The sequence below is a fragment of the Alteromonas sp. AWJ4_197 genome (assembly GCF_056160285.1).
Genome location: NZ_JBSWWW010000002.1, coordinates 422,980 through 442,489, shown reverse-complemented (window position 1 = coordinate 442,489; position 19,510 = coordinate 422,980). Strand labels below are relative to the sequence as shown.

Genomic DNA, 19,510 nt, shown 5'->3' with positions numbered 1-19,510 from the left:
GTTCAGGTGCGCCGGTTACTGAAGCGCATGGCCGGATTGTACGGGGTAAAATTCTGAACTTCACCGCGGGCCGTAATTGCCTGCACACTTTGCCAGTATTCGGGCGTCATCAGATCGCCGTGATATTCTTTGAGGATATCCTTGAACTGCTTTTTACCCACAATGAAGTGTTCGAACTGCTCGGGGAATACATCATCGGGCGCCACTGAAAGGGTATCCAGAGCATAAGGATCGTCGGACTTGGGCAGTGTTCTGAAATTACGATCTTTCATCAGGCAAATTTCGTCGTAATCATAGAATATTACCCGGCCGCCCTTGGTGATGCCGAAATTCTTGTGCAGCATATCGCCCGGGAAAATATTCGCCAGCGCAATTTGTTTTATGCACAAACCCAGTTCGTAGATAGCGTGACGCAGTTTGTCTTCATCGGTTTCCTGAAGCAGATACAGATTAAGCGGCGTCATCTTCCGTTCAATGTACAGGTGACGGATGATAAGTTCGTCACCGGTAAATTCCAGGCTGGATGCACAGGTGTCTTTCAGTTCCTGAATCAGGTCCGGATGCATGCGTGACAGTGGGAAGCGAAAGTTCACATACTCATGGGTATCAGCCATTCTGCCCACACGGTCTGACATTTTTACCATCTTGTAGCAGTCTTTCACGTGCTGACGGGTAATCTTTTTGCTTTCTGCAAATTCATCTTTGATGATTTTGAACACCACGCCGTATGACGGCAGATGGAACACCATCATCACCAGACCGCGGGTTCCCGGTGCCCGCTCAAAAATGTCGTCGCTGTTATCCAGATGCTGCAGGTAATTGCGGTAAAACACGGTTTTGCCGTGTTTATGATGGCCCAGCGACATATACAATTCAAAATGCTTCTTGTGCGGCAGCAGCTCCTGCAAAAAGGCAGCGATTTCGGCGGGATACTGGGTATCCACCATAAAGTAGCTGCGGGCAAACCCGAAGATAACACTCAGATCCTGACGGTCGGTGAGCAGGGCGTCCACATAAATTTCCTGATTGTCATTGGTATGCATGGAGATGACAAAGGGCAGTGTTTCGCCGGGCATGCAGATACGACCGATAAGGTAAGCCGATTTACCACGATAAAATACCGGCTTAAGGATTTCCACCAGTTCCACGCTGGCCAGTTGTTCCTTGTTCAGACGCTTGCGCAGCGCTGTTTCAAGGTGAGCCATATCACGGGGATAATCTTCGAAGGCAAGGTTGAAGCGGTACAGTTTGTAAATAGATTCATACATCTGTGCCACGGTAGTCGTGGTGTCGAGGCTGTTAATCACCTGCGCCCTGTCGCGGCCGGGAAGAAAGCACCGGCTGGGCAGTACAAACATCACGTCATTATCGAAGCTCTGGTGACGGAACAGACGGCCGATGATGGAATTATAGAACGTTTCAGCCAGCTCAAACTGGGGATGGGTTTCAAGGTGGCGGGTAAAAGACTCCTTTAATTCCTGCCAGAAGCTGCGATCCCGCTGGTGGACTTCCACCAGATGATAGATATCAGCTACCGCGTCGGAAACACTTTTCTCATAAATATTCAGTCTGTCTCTGGACGCGGTTTGGGTGGCAGACCACTCGCCATTTTCAAAGCGCTCTTTTGCGCCACGGGTTATACGGGTGAACCACCGGTAACTTTTATCAAAGTGGGTAAGAATTTGAAATGCGATTTTTTTCGCCAGGCGGGTATCTGTCATGGCCGGTGCTCATTAAACTTTTACACCATAACCCTAGCACATGGCGTGTCAGGGCAGTAACACTCTGGTGAATAGTAATTATAAGTCTGTCAGCAATCAGACAGACTTATATTACTACCTGTGACACTCAGTTAGCCGGCATCAGATAGATTTCCCGTACACTATTGCGCGGGTCTGCATTGATGGCAAAAGCAACAGCATCAGCCACATCTTCAGGTTGAAGTTTGTCTTCTTTGGGTTCGTCAAAGAACGGCGTATTGACCATGCCGGGGCATATTGTGGTACACCGGCCCTGCCATTCTTTCATTTCTTCTGCAAGGTTCATCCCGAAGCCATAGGCAAACCACTTAGTCGCTCCGTAGACTGACCCTTTAATTGACACTTTACCGGCCGCAGAACTGGTGAGCAGGAAATGGCCCTTTGTTTCTTTCAGATGTGGAAGCGTTAGCTTAGCTGTCCAGAGCAGCGCCTTAATATTGATATCAACCATGGTATCCCATTCCTCAGGATCTCCATTTTGAGTACCGGCGGCGTTTACACCCTTGCCGGCATTAGCGAAAACAGCATCCAGGCGTCCGAAATGGTCAACGCCAGTTTTTACTACCTGTGAAAGAGCCTCAAAATCGGTGGCATCAGCAGCCACAGCAAGGACGTTTTGAGAGCCAAGTTCATCCGTCAACTTTTCGAGTTTATCGCTACTTCGTGCAGTAATTATCAATCTATGTCCACCGGCAACTAATTTTCTGGCTGTTGCTTCACCGATGCCACTGGATGCGCCGGTTATCAGTACCACTTTACTCATCGTCAGCTCCTTCCTTTCGGGTGAATTTTTTCAAGTTAATGTTGGTACTTATGAGAGAGAAGGTTTGATCATGATTCAACTGACAGGGCAGCAGCATGCCCATTTTTTATTGCGAACCTGCTCTTAATAATGATAGTTTGGTTTCAAATAAGAAATACCTTGCCTTAATTATCATTGTCTTTTGCCGGCAGGGATTAGTGTGCCCCAAAAAAATAAAGAAAATTCCGTATTCTCTTCTTTTCGCGATTGTAGGAAAGCATTGTTGCGCTTTGTATCCCGCAATACCCGCCATGAAAGTGACGTTGAAGACATTGTGCAGGAAACTTTCCTGCAGACTTTCGCTATGGATAAAAAGAGTAAAATCCAGTTCCCCAAGGTCTATCTGTTCAAAACTGCAAAGCACCTTACCCAACGGGAAGGGACGAAAGTCTCAACAAAATTGCTCGACTATGTAGAGGATTTTGACGACGCAGGTCTCTATAATGAGGAGGATAGTGTTTTCAGCTATCTGGATAAGTCTCAGGAACAGGAAATTCTGAACGAGGCGCTGGCTTCTCTTCCGGACAAATGCAGGCTGGTAACGGCTTTGCGCCTGCTCAACGGAATGAAGCTTAAAGACATTGCGGAAGAAGTAGGGATCAGTGTGAGCACGGCAGAAAAACATCTGGCAAAGGGCATTGAGCGATGTGATCATTTTGTGCAGGCTCGTCTTAATGAAAATAATAACATTGATTCTGTTAATGAATCTTCCGTTTCTGACAACGTGAGAGCATTCAAATGAGCGACGTCGTTAACTTCCCCGGCGAAGTCTCAAAGATCCGTGAGGAGGCTTCTGAGTGGATAGCGCGTATTGAAAGCAGAAAGCTTACCTCTGAAGAGCAGGCAAGCCTGAATCGCTGGGTAAAAACCAGTCCGGTACATCGCAAAGAACTTAAGCGAATGGCTGCGACCTGGGATACACTGTCTGCTGCAGGTGCTGAGCAGGCGAAACCTATTGATGGCGCATCACTGGAATCCATTCGACAATCACGTACCCGCAGCCCCTGGCTTGAGCTCTCTTTGAAAATCGCGGCTTGCATTGCTCTCGTGGTGCTAATCCCGCTGCTCATTCATATTCAAACTACTTCCCACTACACCTCCACAAATGGACTCTACACCACTCGTGTCGGCGAGCAGGAATCACTGAAGCTCAGTGATGGTTCACATGTCATGCTGAATACAGATTCCAGGTTGTTGGTAGAATTCGAGAGCGGACACCGCAATCTGATCCTCCAAAGGGGTGAAGCTAACTTCGAAGTAGCCCATGATGCCAGTGCGCCTTTCACCGTTATGGCCGGGGAAAGTGATGTACAGGCGTTGGGTACCAACTTCTCTGTCAGAATGAAAGACCAGAGTGTTAATGTTCTGGTGTCAGAAGGGCGCGTGAGGATCCGTGCTGACCGCACTATCGCCGGGCCAGATCTTGACCAGCTGCCTGATAATCTTACCGCAGGAGGTGACACAGTTGTGGTGGATGCAGGCAAGAATGTGGTCGTTGCAGACAAAAAAGTTGAGTCTGTCGAGCTAGAAGACAAGGAGACGCTGGCACAAAAACTCTACTGGCGGCAGGGCTTTCTGGCCTTTGAAAATCAGACTCTCTCTGAAGTCGTAGAAGAAATTTCCCGCTATTCCGATTTTCAGATCCATATTGTTGATGAAGAAGTGGCTCAGATGAAAGTCGGAGGGTATTATCCCATCGATAATCTTGAAGCCGTTTTTCACACCCTTGAAGCGGGCCTGGGGCTCAGTGTCAGGCAGGTTGGCGATAAGGTTTTCTACATCCGGAACGCCCGCTCGTAAAAAAATTAAAAATATTTGTATTTAGGGTAGTGGTTTTTTCTCTTTCGTTTCTCTCTGTAGGTAAGGCTGTGCAAAAGATAAACCCTGACAGGCAAAAAAAGATCAGGGGTATCCGCTCAGCTGATGCTCTGGGGAATACCTTGACTGCTAAGATATTGAATCATGTTGTTACTATCCTTCTGTTATGCCTTGTGCTGCCCACAACGGCATTCAGTGAAGATTTCGCTGAAGACAGAGTGGTTGCGTTCGATATCCCTCATCAACCTGCCGGAAAAAGTCTGAAGTCATTTGCACAACAGACTAACCTTGCAGTGATATTTCCCCAGAAACTTGTGGCCTCAATCAGCACACCCGAATTACGTGGCCACTTTACAGTCAGTGATGGACTGGAACAGTTGCTGGATGGAACAGATTTGAGCGGACAGATTACCGTTAAAGGTAGCATTCTCATTCAGTTGCGACCAGCCCATCAAAATATGACTGAAACGCAACAAGTGAATGAAATGGAAAAGAAAAAACAGAAAAATCTGATGTTATCCGGCACCGCAGCTGCCATAGTCGCAGCACTGTCTGCTACTCCTGCAATCGGGCAGGAACAAAGCGATGACGCGAACAAAGAAGCAGAGAAATACGAACAGGTAGTGGTTACCGGTGTACGTGGTACGCCAAGAACTGTTACCCAGAGCCCGACCCCTATCGATGTTATTCAGGGCGATAAGCTTGAAAATATGCTCGGGTCCGAACCTATGCGCGATGTGTTATCACGTCTGGTACCGTCATTTCAGGCGATGAACGTGGCCAGCTCAAGCTGGAACAGTATTGCCCGTCCGGCGTCTTTACGCGGCCTGAGCGGATCTCACATTCTTGTGTTGGTCAACGGTAAGCGTCGTCATAACAGCTCACTTATCGATTTTAACTCAGGTAGTGTAGGCCGCGGTGCGAACCCGGTGGATATGGACCTGATCCCTGCATCGGCCATCAAGCGCGTGGAAATTCTGCGTGACGGTGCTGCTGCACAGTATGGTTCAGATGCCGTTGCGGGTGTTATCAATATCATTCTCAAAGACAACGCTGAAGGTGGCAATATTAATGCCAGTGCAGGTCAGCGTGCTGACTATCGCGGTACGGTAGATGGTCAGGTAGTCACTTTTGGCGGCTCAACAGGATTCGGTATTGACGAGGACGGCAGCAGCACCTGGTCTTTCCAGACCAAGAACGCACAAAAAGCAGTGCGTAATGGACTGAACACTTATGTAAACGATTACGTGTATCAGGGCGGTCTGCCGGCGGTAAAATCTGTTTACATCAGCCAGAATACCGTGGTGCCACTGGAAAACGTAACGCTTTATTCAACAGGTACTTACGCACAGCGGGAGGCAGAAGTAGGTCAGAACTTCCGTAATGTGGGCCGTACTTCTGTTATCACCGAAATTTATCCTGATGGCTATGCGCCAAACTACGCCATGGACGAGACTGATTTTGAATTGTCAGCCGGTGTTAAGGGTATGTTTGCCAAAGAGTGGGACTGGGATCTCAGCAGCGTTTATGGCCACAACGAAGTGGACCATCAGTCAACCAACTCTCTGAATGCTTCACTGGGTACAGAAAGTCCTACTGAGTTCCGTACTTACACGTCTGAGTTTAATCAGTGGACATCAAACTTTGATGCTACCCGTGCTTACTATGTTGATGACAAAGCGGTGCAGCTGTCTTTTGGTTTTGAGCACCGTTTTGAAGAATTCAATACGTTTGCTGGCGACCCTGAAGCCTACGAAAATGGCGGTTATGTTTTCAGTGGCGGCACCCTTGATGGTCAGTTAGCGCCGGTTGGTGCACAGGCTGCAATCGTAGTCACTCCAGATGATGAGGCTGATGCAGACCGCAATGTTATGGCAGCCTATGCTGAGGCTTCTGCGGACCTGAGTGATGTCTGGTCTGTTACCGGTGCTGTGCGTTTTGAACACTATGATGACAGTGCTGGTAATGTCTTCAGTGGTAAGCTGAATACCCGATATGAAGTTAGTGACGATTTCGCATTGCGTGCAACTATAAGCAACGGTTTCCGTGCACCTTCATTGTCTCAGGCCAATTTTGGCCGCACTTCAACACAGTTCATTGAAGTTGAGGGCGAATATCAGGAAGTGAAATCACGTCTGGTAAAAGTTGATTCTGATGTTGGTCAGTCTCTGGGCTCGCAGGAACTGGATCCTGAAAAGTCTCTCGACCTTAGTGCAGGCTTTACCTGGTCTCCGGCAGAAGCGTGGGATATTACCGTTGATGGTTACAGAATCGCGATCGATGACCTGGTTCAGCTGACAGGCCTGATGAAAGGCGATGGTGTATCTGAAATCCTCAGCGCCAATGGCCTGGATTCAAACATGTACGTGCAGTACTTCGCTAATGCGATTGATATGACGACTACAGGTGTGGATGTTGTATCAACCTATAAACAGGATCTGGAAGAGTGGGGCGGCCTGAACTACACCGTTGCCGCTAACTACAATAAGAATGAGATTGACAGCATTGCTGAAACCCCGGCGGTTCTTGAAGGTCTTGGCTTAACTCTTTATGACCGCAAGTCCCAGGGTTATATCGAGAAGGGGACACCGAATGAGAAGATCATTCTCGGTCTGGAGTGGATGATGGATGCTCTTACCGTATCTGTACGTGAAACCTGGTATGGCGGCTACGATGTCTACAGTAACAGCGGAGAGGAGTATGACGAACACTACGGCGGCAAGTGGATCACTGACTTAACTGTGACCTATAAAGCTACCGATAGTCTGACTGTATCAGGTGGTGCTAACAACCTGTTTGATACATACCCTGATGCTAAGCAAGGTTCAAACCCTTACGGTTTTGCCCCATACGCTTCAAATTCACCTTTTGGCCACTACGGCGCATTCTATTTCGTCAGAGCTAACTACGCATTTTAAACCTTGCGCGCCGGTCTCTTTTTGAGACCGGCTTTGTCTTACTCCTGGCTCAGGCAGAATATAAATGAAATTCAGAACGCTAAGTATGGCGGTATCCGCCGCATTGTTATTAGGACAGACAGCGCTTGCAGCAAAGCAGTCTGTACCAGCATTTTCACTTTACGACAAAACAGAATTCTCGACGCCCGGCGCATTGTCTAATGCGTGGGCTGACTATGATCAGGACGGCGATCTTGATCTTGTGGTTACCTTCAAAAGCGGTGAAATCCGCCTTTACCGAAATGAAAACGGTAAACTGACTCAGGTCAGAGATGCACCCGGATTACCCTCTTCCGGTGTTGATGCACGGGGTGCATCCTGGGGCGATATCAATAACGACGGCTATCCCGATCTTTTCATTGGCTCATTCCATCGCCCATATCATAAATATAACCAGCTCTTTATTAATCACGGTGGCAAATCCTTCGAGGACGTAGCTGAAGCTTACGGTGTTTTGCTTCCCGGCGTGACAGCACGTCAGGGTAACCTGATTGATTATGATAATGATGGTGACCTTGACCTCTATCTCGCACAGAGAATGGGGGGGAATCACCTCTACAGCAACAATGGAAAAGGCTTTACTGACGTCAGTAAATCCGCGGGCTTATATGACCCACGCAGAAGTGTAGGGGTTTGCTGGTTTGATTACGACAAAGATGGCGACCTGGATATGTTCGTTGCCAACCAGAGTGGCGACAGAGACGGCTTCTACCGCAACGATGAAGGTAAATTTACCGATATTGCTGCCGAGCTGAATATGGATCATCCCCGCCGTCCCCTTGACGAGGGTGGTGTTGGCTGCACTGTTGGTGATTTCAATAACGACGGCAACTTTGATCTCTTCGTGGCAACCTACGGCGACGATTTGCTTTACATGAACGACGGTAAAGGCGGCTTTTCTGAAGTGGCTGCAAAATACGGTATCACCGGTAATCACCACCATGTATCAGCCACCTGGGGCGACATTAATAATGATGGTCTGCTGGACCTTTATGTTGTTGGTTTCAAAGGTACTGACCCAAGACAGCACGATTATCTCTATATCAATACGGGTAACGGCTTTGTGGACATGCTGCCGAAAAATATCGCTGCACAGGATGCCGACCACGGTATTCAACTTGTTGATTTTGATGGTGATGGCGATATAGACATTTCAACAACGCACAACGATCTCGAAGTGGGTCATGAGTTCGTTTATGTCAATAAGCTGGATCCGCAGGGCAATTATCTTACCGTTGCTCCCGTTCTCAAAGGCTCCCACATCCCGCTACCCGGCGCAGAAGTCAGAGTGTTTGCTGGTGACGAACTGCTTGGCAGTCGCATGGTAGATACCGGAGGCGGTTATAACGCCCAGAACAGTGCACCAGTGCTTATCGCAACACCCGTTGCTGACTCCGTTGATCTGCAGGTGACGTTCCTGACAGAGCAAGGCAGAAAAGAGGTGTTTGTACCTGATGTTTCAACAAAGACGTGGAAGGGCAAAACCCTTTATGTCAGTCAGGAAGGGATAGAATAAATGAGATGTAAAGAGCTGGTACTGCTGGTTTCAGCAGTCATTACCGGGCAGGTAAACGCCGCAATCAGCGAAGGGCTGGTTCCGGATGACTCAAAATTTGCGTCTACGTACAGTAGTCACCAGGACAAAGCTATAGCTATCACTAATGCTAATGTCCTGACGGGTACAGACGAGCAACTGAGTGGTGCCACTGTTTTGTTTAAAAACGGAAAAATTGTGGCGGTTGGCAATAATGTCCGCATTCCGGATGGTGCCGGGGTGATTGACGGAGCGGGCCGCTGGGTAACGCCGGGTATTGTGGATCCTCACTCTCACATTGGTATTTTCTCGGCACCAAGGGTGCCGGCCAATATGGATCTGAATGAGAAAACCTCACCTAACACCGCAGATAAATGGGTGGAACACTCAGTCTGGCCACAGGCGCCGGGCTTTGAACGCGCCAGAGAAGCGGGTGTCACGACGATGATGATATTGCCGGGCTCTGCGAATCTGTATGGCGGCAGAACGGTGACGCTGAAAAATGTGGAAGCCACCAACATTCAGGATATGAAATTTCCCCGGGCGCCCTATGGCCTGAAAATGGCCTGTGGCGAGAATCCGCTAAAAGTGTACGGCGGCAAAGGGGAGTCACCCATGACCCGTATGGGCCTGGTGGCCGATTTTCGCAGTGCCTGGCTGAAAGCGGTTGAGTACAAAGACACTTGGGATGCCTATTATTCTGACGAAGAAGCAGGCAAAGATGTGACTCCACCTGAACGAAATCTTCGTCTGGAGACCATGGCGGGCGCGCTCAGAGGCGACATTCTGACGCATCTGCACTGCTACCGTGTGGATGAGGTTACTGAACTTGTCAATATGTCAAAAGAGTTTGGTTTCCATATTGACGTGCTGCATCACGGCTCTGAAGGCTACAAGATGACGAAGCTGCTGAAAGACGAGAATATCGCCGTCTCTACCTGGTCAAACCGCTGGGGCTTCAAGCTTGAGATGTTTGACGGTATCGAGGAAAACGCGGCTATGCTGGAACAGGCAGGCGTGCTCACGTCGTTACATTCCGATGCGGCAGAACTGTCGCAGCGAATGAATGTGGAAGCGGCTATTGCTATGAGTGCCTCTCTGCGCGCGGGTATCCCTATCAGCAAGGCAGAAGCGATAAGCTGGATCACTGCTAACCCGGCAAAGCAAATCGGAATTTTTGATAAGACCGGCAGCCTGGAGAAGGGGAAAATGGCTGATATCGTGTTGTGGAGCGGCGACCCGTTCAGCATTTACACCAAACCGGACAGCGTGTTTATTGATGGCGTTGTGGTTTACAACAGAAGTCATCCGGCTGATAAACCGGCATCAGACTTTGAACTGGGGAACAAAAAATAATGAAATTCAGTAAGCTTTCTCGTTATTCTATATTTCTGTTTCTCATGTCCGGCTCATCTACTATGGCCGAAACCATTGCGCTGGTGAATGGCAAGGTGATGACGGCTGTGGATAACCAGGCACTCGCAAATGCCTCGGTAATTATCAAAGACGGTGTCATCTCTGAAGTGGGTAAGGGCGTTCGTATTCCTGATAATGCAAAAGTTATCGATGTGAAAGGTTCGGTACTCACGCCGGGATTTATTGCCACCGACAGCACACTGGCGGCCAGCGAGATTAATGGGCGTGCTAATGCCAATGATGATCGAACTCTGACACCAAAGCTCACAGCGGGTTTTGATATTCAGTATGGGGTGAACCCACGTTCGACACTTATTCCCATTGCCAGAATGGAGGGTGTGACCCGTGCTTTGGTGAGTCCGAAAACTAACAGAAGCATGGCCCAGCCTTTTGCCGGCCTGTCCGCGGCGATTTCACTCAGTGCAAAAGGGCCTACGATTGTCAGTGCCGGTGCTGCAGAAGTGCTGGATCTTAAAAGCTATCAGTCAAAGGTGAGCCGTGGCGCTGCCTATCCGCTGCTTAAAAAACAGCTGGCAGGTCTGCAGAAGCAGCTGTCCGACAAAGGCATTACTGCTGATAACTGGCGGGAAAAAGTTGAGCAACTGGATCCGGATACAGCAGCGCTGCTTCCTGTCATGCTAGGCGAACGTCCGCTTATTATCCGGGTGGATAAAGCCATTGATATTGAGAACCTGCTCAGGTTGCTGAAGCCGTTCCAAATCCGTGCAGTGCTTCAGGGCGCGGCCGAAGGCTGGCTGGTGGCTGACCAGATTGCTAAGCAGAATGTTCCCGTTATTGTCGATACCTATATGAGTCTGCCCATGGACTTCGACATGCTGAATACCCGCCTTGATAATGCAGCGCTGCTTGAAAAAGCCGGTGTAACGGTGATTATCCGCGCCGACAAGGATGGTCATTTTGCCCGCAATGCCCGATATTATGCTGGTATGGCTGTGGCCAACGGGATGGACAGGCACAAGGCTCTGCAGGCTATCACTTCTGTGCCTGCAAAGATATTCGGAATGAAATCCACTGGTGCACTTGCCAGCGGGATGACGGCAGATGTGGCTGTGTGGAGTGGGGACCCCTTTGAACCCCTTTCACAACTTCAATATCTGTTTATCGCAGGAGAAGCACAGCCGCTTTCCTCCAGACACACAGAACTCAGGGACAGATATCTGCCATGAAGCATTTAATTAAATTCTGGCTGGTCGCAGCCAGCTGTTATCTTCTTGGGTGCTCTCCAGCACCAAAAGAGACCGCCTCTGTCGAACAACCTGCCGAATCATCCGGTACCGAGATCCGCTGGGACGGGTACGGCGTGCCTCACGTTTATGGTGACAGCGCGGAATCGGTATTCTATGGCTTTGGCTGGGCGCAGGCAGAAAGTCAGGGAGATATCATTCTCCGGCTTTATGGTCAGGCGCGGGCGAAAGGTGCCGAGTACTGGGGCGCAGACTATGAGTCCACCGATAAATGGCTGATTGCCAACGGCGTTCCGGAAAGGGGCGGGCAGTGGTACCAGGCTCAGGAGCCGGATTTCAAAGCCAATCTAGATGCGTTTGCTCAAGGCATCAATGACTACGCTGAGGCGCATCCGGAAAAATTGGATCAGGACGTGCTGAAAGTGCTCCCAGTAAGCGGTGCGGATGTGGTGACTCACGCCCACAGGCTGATGAATTTTATCTACGTCGCTAACGAGAGCAAAATCATCGGCGACCGTGCGCCACCGGTGAAAAATGGTTCCAATACTTATGCGGTGATGCCGTCGAAGTCAAAGAGCGGTAATACCCTGTTGCTGCAGAATCCGCATCTGCCCTGGGCATCCGGTTTCTTTACTTATTATGAGTCACATCTGACCGGGCCAGACTTTGAAATGTACGGTGCTACTCAGGTAGGTCTGCCGGTTATCCGCTTTGCCTTCAACCAGAATATGGGCATTTCCAATACAGTGAACGGCATGCTGGGAGCAACCTCCTATCTGCTGACATTGAATGACGATGGCTATGTATATGACGGTGAAACGCTGCCGTTTAAAACGGAAACCAGGCACTATAAAGTGTTGCAGGAAGATGGTTCTTTTGACGATAAAACCCTTGAGCTGAGACAATCTGTGCATGGTCCTGTGTTTGTTCGTGATGACGGTGTGACAATTGCTCTGCGCGTTGCCGGCCTCGACCGCCCCTTCATGCTGCAGCAGTATTACGACATGCTGCAGGCAAAAAACTTTGATGAATTCCAGACCATCATGAAACGTCTGCAGGTCCCTACCTTCAACATCACTTATGCGGACAAAGCGGGGAATATTGAATATCTGGATAACGGCATTCTGCCGAAGCGTAAACAGGGCGATCTGGATTTCTGGAAAGGGCTGGTGCCGGGAGATAGTTCAGAGTATTTGTGGATTGAGGTTCACACCTACGAGGAACTGCCAAAAGTCATCAATCCTGACAGTGGTTTTGTACAGAACGCCAACGATCCACCCTGGCTGGCGACCTATCCTGTGGTATACAAACCTGAAGATTTCCCTGCTTATGTGGCAACCAAAGGCCCGATGTCTTACCGGGCTCAGGGTGCGGTTAAGCGAATGGCGGAATCCGGAAAGTTGTCTTTTGCTGAGTTTGAGGAAATGAAAACATCCACTTATTCACTGATGGCAGAGCGTCTGATGGATGAACTTCTGACAGAAGCCAGAAAGAGTAACGATGCGGAAATTCAGCAGGCAGTAGCGCTGTTTGAGAACTGGGATAAAACCTTCAGCGAAGACAGCCGCGCGGGATATCTGTTCGAAGAGTGGGCAGCACAGTTTGCCGGTCCCCGTCCACGATTCAGCAGCGAAGCGAATTATGTGGAAGGCTGGAGCATGGAAAAGCCACTGTCTACACCTTATGGCATCAAGGATCCTGCTCAGGCAGTCGAGATGCTGAAAACGGCTATTGACAATACCAAAGCCAAATACGGCAGAATGGACCCGGTATTCGGGGAAATTTCACGCTTCCGTATTCAGGATAAAGATGTTGCCGGTCACGGTGGCTACGGAAACCTGGGGGCGTTTAACGTAATCACCTGGGTCGATCCTGATGAGGATGGTATCCGTGAGCCCTATCACGGTGAAACCTGGATTTCGATGATTGAGTTCTCTACGCCGGTTAAAGCTAAAGGCCTTATGGCTTACGGTAACTCTCGCCAGAAAGGCTCTGAGCATTATTCTGATCAGCTTGAGCTGCTGAAAGATGAGCAGTACCGGCCGTTCCTGTTGCTACGGGATGAAATTGAAAAGAATACTGTTAACACAGAGCATATCGATGGTAATTTCGATAAATATTAGAAATCAGAGTTTCATGTTATGACATTCTGATTAATTACAGAAACGGGAGCAAAAGCTCCCGTTTTTTATAATTCCCGCTTACAGAGTGGCAATCTCAAGCATGCCGCTTCCCGTAAACCATTTCCTTTGACTACTGACGCGGCCCGTCAGCGATTTTGATTAATTTACCATTGTGAAAGTCGAGCAGACGCAGAAATTTACCGTTACCCATGTCATAAATGTAGCGGGTCACCTTGACGTAATCGTCCCGCTTGCGAATAAAACCGAGATCTTCCTGCGAATCCGGCTGGCCACACTTCTGAATGACGTCATAGGTGCTTTCTCCTTCCAGTACCAGCTTTGTTCCGCACCGCAAACCACTTGCGCTGGTCGCGGTTGAAAGCAGTAAAGTAATGGCCATAAAATGGCTCTTTCTTGTGCGCATGGTAGCTCCTTGCTGACAGTTTTTGAAAAAACACGCCTCCACTATAGCGTAGCGGCTACAGCAATGCCTGCCAGAACAGCCTGCTTCCGCTGAATAGAGCAACGGAAGTGTGACGCGCAGCAATAAAACTAAATAAGTCCTTTCAGACGCGCCAACCCCAGCGCATTGCAGGTGGTGGCATCAAGGATTTCACCCCTTTTAATCATCTCATCCAGATCAGATAAAGCAATGCGGTGGCAGGTCAGACCTTCTTCCTCAGGGTCGAGATTCTGTTCGGTCATGGTGAAATCTGTAGCAATCCAGATGTGATAACCCTGATTACAAAAACCGTAAGCTAAATACTGATAACCCACGTGAGTCCAGTTTTTTGCCAGCAAGCCTGTTTCTTCCTGTAGTTCGCCGGCAGCTAGTTCTGCCGGATCGGCTTGTCCATTCTCTTCCCAGGTGCCCTGGGGGAATTCCAGCTGACGCTTTTCAACCGGGTAGCGGTATTGTTCTACCATGTACACGTATCCGGCCTGCACGGGAATAACAACGGTGAAGTCCGGTTTTTCCATCACGCTGTAAATGCCTTGCTGGCCACTAGGACGTTCGATGGCATCTTCTCTTACCCGCATCCACTTATTTTCATACACCACTTTGCTCGTCAGGGTTGTGATTTCTGCTGACATCGGTTTTGGCTCCTGAATTGTTTCTTGTATTTGAACATCTTAGTTCCCGGGTTCCACAGAGATTCATCGGTTATTTTTGTTTGTCTGCCGAGGAATAAATTAATATTTCAAACTCCCGCTTCAGTTAACTCATGATTTATGATTTACTCCGCCCGCAGCACTACTGACCAGTTGTTCAGGTTTTGACCTGACCGTTCTTCATGCTGCCACGCATATAATTCTAAGAGTCTCATCAAGGCTCATCAAAGGGCTTTCGGGCCGTACCCTGACTTCAGAAACGGATGCCATGACATCCCGCTTATCAACTTCGATAAGGCGTATTTTCGATTCAATAATAAATTCTTAGGGAACACTTTTTATGTTACAGGACAAATCCCGGTCGTCTGCATTTCGACTATCTCTTCTTTCTGCCGCAATCATCGGATTACCGTTAGCCGTTTCTTCTCAGGCCGTCGCACAGGAGCAAACTGATCCGGCTGCAGATGCCAGTCTGGAAAAAATTCAGGTAGTGGGTTCACGCCGCGTGGGACGCACAGTGAATGATTCACCGGTACCTATCGATATCATTGATGCGTCTGCTATTGCTGCGACAGGTTTAACTGAAACCAACATGATTCTGAACAACCTGCTGCCCAGCTTTAACTTTCCGCAACCTTCTATGACCGATGGTACTGACCACGTGCGTCCGGCACAGCTGCGCGGTCTGGCTCCTGACCACACTCTCGTTTTAGTTAATGGCAAACGCCGGCATACCAGCGCACTGTTAAACCTGAACGGTTCTGTTGGCCGGGGTTCTTCTGCGGTGGATTTAAATGCGATTCCGGCTAACGCCATTAAACGTATCGAAGTTTTACGTGACGGTGCGGCTGCCCAGTACGGTTCTGACGCTATCGCAGGTGTGATTAACATCGTACTGAAAGATGCCAGCGAAGGTGGCGAAGTGTCTGCTACCTACGGTGCCAACGTGACAACTATGGATGGTGTGCCGGAGTTAACCGGAGTCAGTGTCGGTGATGATGGTGATCTTGCTTTCCAGACCGGCTCCGACCGCTCTTTAACGGATGGTCAGACAGCCACACTGCGCGGCAACATCGGCTTCGAATGGGGCAATGACGGTTTTGTAAATGTGTCTGCTGAATACCGTGACCGGGGCCAGGCCAACCGTGCCGATTACGATCCCCGTGAAAACTATGCCCGCGACGAAGAAGGAAATCTTGATCCCCGTGAGTTAACGGTGGACCGTTACAATCATGTTTTCGGTAACGGTGACGTGGAAGACTATGCGCTGTTTGTGAATGCCGGAAAAGCGATTAACGATAAGGTTGAGTTTTACGGTACAGCCGGTGCCAGCAAGCGTAATTCTGTCAGCGGCGGCTTCTACCGCAGAGCACAGGATTCACGGAACATTACATCCATTTATCCTGACGGTTTCCTGCCACAAATTACCACGGATATCAAAGATTCGTCTGTACTGGCCGGTATCAAAGGTTATGACGAAGTCTGGAATTACGATTTATCTGTCACTCATGGTGAAAACGAGCTGGAATACGGTGTAGCCAATTCCCTGAATACGTCTTTGGGCCCTGACAGCCAGACAAGTTTTGACGCCGGCTCTTTAGAGTATCAAACCACTGTAGTGAATGCAGATGCGTCACGCCTGGTTGATACCGGTGTATTCTACAGCGAAATGAACTTCGCAATGGGTGCTGAGTATCGTCATGAAAGCTATGAAATTACCGCAGGTGAGGAAAGCTCTTACATTCAGGGTACGTTCGGTCCCGGCGGTGCGGTTTCTGCAGATGGCTCCTTAGGCGCGGCCGGTTCCCAGGTATTTCCGGGTTTTACACCGGAATCAGCGGGCAAGAACAGCCGCCACAACTACAGCTTGTATGTCGATTTGGAAGCAGATGTACTTGAGCAGTGGAACGTTGCTGTTGCGGGCCGCTTTGAAGACTATTCCGATTTTGGCAGCACCTTTAACTGGAAGTTGTCTAACCGGGTAACTGTCACCGATGAGTTTGCTTTACGTGCATCGGTATCTACCGGTTTCCGCGCTCCGTCATTACAGCAACAACATTTCACTGCTATATCTACCGTTTTTGTAGACAGTGTTCCGGTAGAAACAGGTACCTTTGCACCGTCCAGTGATGTTGCGCAGGCGCTGGGCAGCCCCGGTCTGGATGCAGAAGAATCAGTTAACTACAGCGCAGGCTTTACCTGGTCACCGTCTGCAGACTTTAACCTGACAGTAGACTTCTACCGCATCGATATTGACGACCGCATTGTGTTGTCAAACAACCTGTCCGGCGACGCAATAGCGGCGTTACTTGAAGGCACCGGTGCGACCAGCGCGCGTTTCTTCTTAAATGCGATTGACTCCCGTACGCAGGGTGTCGATATTGTGTCAACGTATACGCTGGACACAGCAGAGTGGGGCGCATTTAACTTCAATGCCGGCATAAACTTTAACGACAATGAAGTCACCCGCGTTATCGATGCACCGGATGTGCTGCAGGGCGCCGGTTTTGACCAGAGTAACTTGTTCTCTGATGTTGAGTTGCGCCGGTTCGAAACGGCTTCGCCTGAAAGTAAAGTTAATTTAGGCGTCACCTGGTCGTTTGACCGCTACACCACAACGTTAAGAACAACCCGTTACGGTGAAGTAGAAGATCCGTCCTCCACCGCTGAGCTGAATGAAATCATTCCGGCGGAGTGGGTAACCGATCTGGACATTAATGTAGCGTTAACGGAAGGGTTGTCTGTGTCTGTGGGCGCAAACAACGTATTTGATGTGTATCCTGAGGCAAGCCGCTACACGGTAGAAGCGCCGACCACCTTTACTTATATCATGCCTTATTCAGGCTTTTCGCCTTACGGCTTTACCGGCCGCTATGTTTACGGAAAAATCACTTACCGTTTCTGATGATGTGAACCGGGTAATAACAACGTGATATACGCGGTGCACAATGCACCGCGTTTTTCGTTCCGGCCTCAGCTGCCGGAAAAAATCATCGCACTGTAAGCCGTAAGATGGATAAGATTGTCATTCAGTTGCACATCGTTTGTTGTAATACCGTCCTGCCAGGCAAACAGGCAGGCTGCATCCGGCGGCATGCCATTTAACCGGTACCCTTCCACATTTGCGCCTGAAAAATTAATCATGACATAAACGTGTTTGTCATCAAGGCCATTGCTTCGTTTGTAGATCAGCACTTTGTTATCATCGTCCTTAAGCACAATTTCTGTGGCACCGCCGGTCAATGCAGCACTGTTTCCGTTTTTATTAGTACGTAAACCGACCAGTTGCGTAAATGCTTCTGCATACTCAGCAAAGCGGGTTTTGCGTTCCCAGTCGATATCACTGGTATCATCGAACCAGCCTGACTCTTTAAAATCCTGCCCCTGAAACAGCATGGGAATACCCGCGGTTGTGAGGGTAAGGACGCCGGCTAAAATGCCTTTCTGACGGGCAAAGTAGTTGTCATCCACACCGCCCGGCGCTACTTCCTCAACCAGTCTGGCCTGACCGTTAGCGACTTCATCATGGGATTCGGTATATACCACTCTGGCAAACGGGTTTCCGCTGACCACTCTGGTAATCGCGTTAACCACCGTGCTTAAATCGACATAACTGTCTTCGGTTTTTGTCAGCGTATCGCGGACAGGATGAACGAAACCTGCGGCCCACTGTGCCGTATAGCCACAACCGCCTTTGTCTAAAGGATCGGTAATGTACTCATGACTGTGAAGATCTTCTGCAATGGTCATTTTACCCGGGCAGGACGTCTGAATACGGTGATTGATGGTTTTAATCAGATCGTAGGCTTCAGGGATATCGTCATCGCCGGTATCGGCACCGGACACACTGCGCATATAAGGCACCATATCCATCCGCAATCCGTCAGCTTTAAATTCGTTCAGCCACATCAGTGCATTGTCGGTGAGATAGTCCCGCACCTCCTGACGGCCATAGTCAGGTCGCGTATCTCCCCATGGCGTAGCACTGCGGTAATCATTGTAGAAATAAATGCCGCCTTTATCGTTCTCGTGCCAGCCGTCAAACTGCCAGATATCCAGGTCGCCCGGGCCTAAATGGTTGTAAACCACATCAAGGATCACACCGATGCCCATGCCGTGAGCTGCATCGATAAAGGCTTTCAGTCCGTCAGGTCCACCGTAGGCTTCTTCTACTGCAAAGGGATAGGCAGGGTTGTAGCCCCAGCTGATATCGCCGGCGAATTCATTCACAGGCATGAGTTCAACCATAGTTACACCCAGCGCTTTCAGTTCAGGCAGCTTTTCTATGGCCGATGCGAATGTGCCGTGGCCATCTTCGAGTTTATTAAACGTGCCAATGTGCATTTCATAAATGACGCGCTCATGAAGGGGGGCGGATTCAAATTCTGTGTGTTGCCACTGATATTCATCATCGTAAATAACACTGTTTCCCACACTGTTTGTGACCTTACGGGCACGGGGATCGTTTTTCAGTAACAGCTCATCCTGCAAGGTGGTGATAGCAAACTTGTATTCATCACCGTTTTTCGCGTTGTCAGCAAAACCAACCCAGATTCCGCCTTCACGGGATTCCAGAGGATTTGCAGTCTCATCCCATTCATTAAATGTTCCGGTTACACATACAGATTTGGCGTTCGGCGCCCACACTGCAAACTGATAACCTGACTCTGCCTGGCTGACGCCTAAAACTCCGTTAAACGCTGACATAAGGACTTTCTCCGGGAAAAATAAAATCTGATAGGGATGTGTAAGCTGAGATAGCAAAGACAGTGCCGCAACGCG

The 19,510-nt window shown here is 49.3% G+C and carries 13 protein-coding genes; 8 read left to right on the top strand and 5 right to left on the bottom strand.

Annotation, left to right across the window (positions count from 1 at the left end; genetic code table 11):
* Positions 1-2: 2 nt before the first annotated feature.
* Both aceK and ACXAGC_RS05360 read right to left on the bottom strand, forming a co-directional pair.
* Positions 3-1,721: a bifunctional isocitrate dehydrogenase kinase/phosphatase gene (aceK, locus tag ACXAGC_RS05365; protein ID WP_474843063.1), complete on the bottom strand. Its 1,719-nt coding sequence runs from the start codon at positions 1,719-1,721 to the stop codon at positions 3-5.
* Positions 1,722-1,848: 127 nt separating this feature from the next.
* Complete coding sequence (locus ACXAGC_RS05360; protein WP_474843061.1) at positions 1,849-2,523, bottom strand: SDR family oxidoreductase; 675 nt, start codon at positions 2,521-2,523, stop codon at positions 1,849-1,851.
* 199 nt (positions 2,524-2,722) lie between these two features.
* Here ACXAGC_RS05360 and ACXAGC_RS05355 point away from each other — a divergent pair, with 199 nt between their 5' ends.
* The 7 genes from ACXAGC_RS05355 (at position 2,723) to ACXAGC_RS05325 (ending at position 13,615) form a co-directional block, all read left to right on the top strand.
* Positions 2,723-3,304, top strand: coding sequence for an RNA polymerase sigma factor (locus tag ACXAGC_RS05355; protein WP_474843059.1), 582 nt, complete (start codon positions 2,723-2,725; stop codon positions 3,302-3,304).
* On the top strand, positions 3,301-4,362 hold the full coding sequence (locus ACXAGC_RS05350; protein WP_474843057.1) for a FecR family protein: 1,062 nt from the start codon (positions 3,301-3,303) through the stop codon (positions 4,360-4,362). Before ACXAGC_RS05355 ends, ACXAGC_RS05350 begins: the two co-directional genes overlap by 4 nt.
* A gap of 140 nt (positions 4,363-4,502) precedes the next feature.
* Positions 4,503-7,298 carry a TonB-dependent receptor domain-containing protein gene (locus ACXAGC_RS05345; RefSeq protein WP_474843055.1) on the top strand — a complete coding sequence of 932 codons (2,796 nt, stop codon included), beginning with the start codon at positions 4,503-4,505 and terminating at the stop codon, positions 7,296-7,298.
* Between the two features lie 64 nt (positions 7,299-7,362).
* Positions 7,363-8,853 (top strand): FG-GAP repeat domain-containing protein, encoded by a 1,491-nt coding sequence (locus tag ACXAGC_RS05340; RefSeq protein WP_474843053.1) that lies wholly within the window; start codon positions 7,363-7,365, stop codon positions 8,851-8,853.
* Positions 8,854-10,227, top strand: a complete 1,374-nt coding sequence (locus ACXAGC_RS05335) for an amidohydrolase (protein WP_474843051.1) — start codon at positions 8,854-8,856, stop codon at positions 10,225-10,227.
* A gap of 62 nt (positions 10,228-10,289) precedes the next feature.
* Positions 10,290-11,474, top strand: a complete 1,185-nt coding sequence (locus ACXAGC_RS05330; protein ID WP_474843048.1) for an amidohydrolase family protein — start codon at positions 10,290-10,292, stop codon at positions 11,472-11,474.
* Positions 11,471-13,615 (top strand): acylase, encoded by a 2,145-nt coding sequence (locus ACXAGC_RS05325; protein ID WP_474843046.1) that lies wholly within the window; start codon positions 11,471-11,473, stop codon positions 13,613-13,615. Before ACXAGC_RS05330 ends, ACXAGC_RS05325 begins: the two co-directional genes overlap by 4 nt.
* 130 nt (positions 13,616-13,745) lie before the next feature.
* Here the strand turns inward: ACXAGC_RS05325 and ACXAGC_RS05320 are convergent, their stop codons facing one another.
* Both ACXAGC_RS05320 and ACXAGC_RS05315 read right to left on the bottom strand, forming a co-directional pair.
* Complete coding sequence (locus ACXAGC_RS05320) at positions 13,746-14,039, bottom strand: DUF2845 domain-containing protein (protein ID WP_474843044.1); 294 nt, start codon at positions 14,037-14,039, stop codon at positions 13,746-13,748.
* Between the two features lie 128 nt (positions 14,040-14,167).
* Positions 14,168-14,710: an NUDIX domain-containing protein gene (locus ACXAGC_RS05315; protein WP_474843042.1), complete on the bottom strand. Its 543-nt coding sequence runs from the start codon at positions 14,708-14,710 to the stop codon at positions 14,168-14,170.
* 358 nt (positions 14,711-15,068) lie between these two features.
* Between ACXAGC_RS05315 and ACXAGC_RS05310 the strand changes: the two genes are divergently transcribed.
* Entirely contained in the window at positions 15,069-17,633 is a 2,565-nt protein-coding gene (locus ACXAGC_RS05310; RefSeq protein WP_474843040.1) for a TonB-dependent receptor plug domain-containing protein, read from the top strand.
* A 68-nt stretch (positions 17,634-17,701) separates the two neighbouring features.
* On the opposite strand, the gene ACXAGC_RS05305 is transcribed toward ACXAGC_RS05310, so the two are convergent.
* Positions 17,702-19,435 (bottom strand): alpha-amylase family glycosyl hydrolase, encoded by a 1,734-nt coding sequence (locus ACXAGC_RS05305; protein ID WP_474843037.1) that lies wholly within the window; start codon positions 19,433-19,435, stop codon positions 17,702-17,704.
* Positions 19,436-19,510 lie beyond the last annotated feature (75 nt).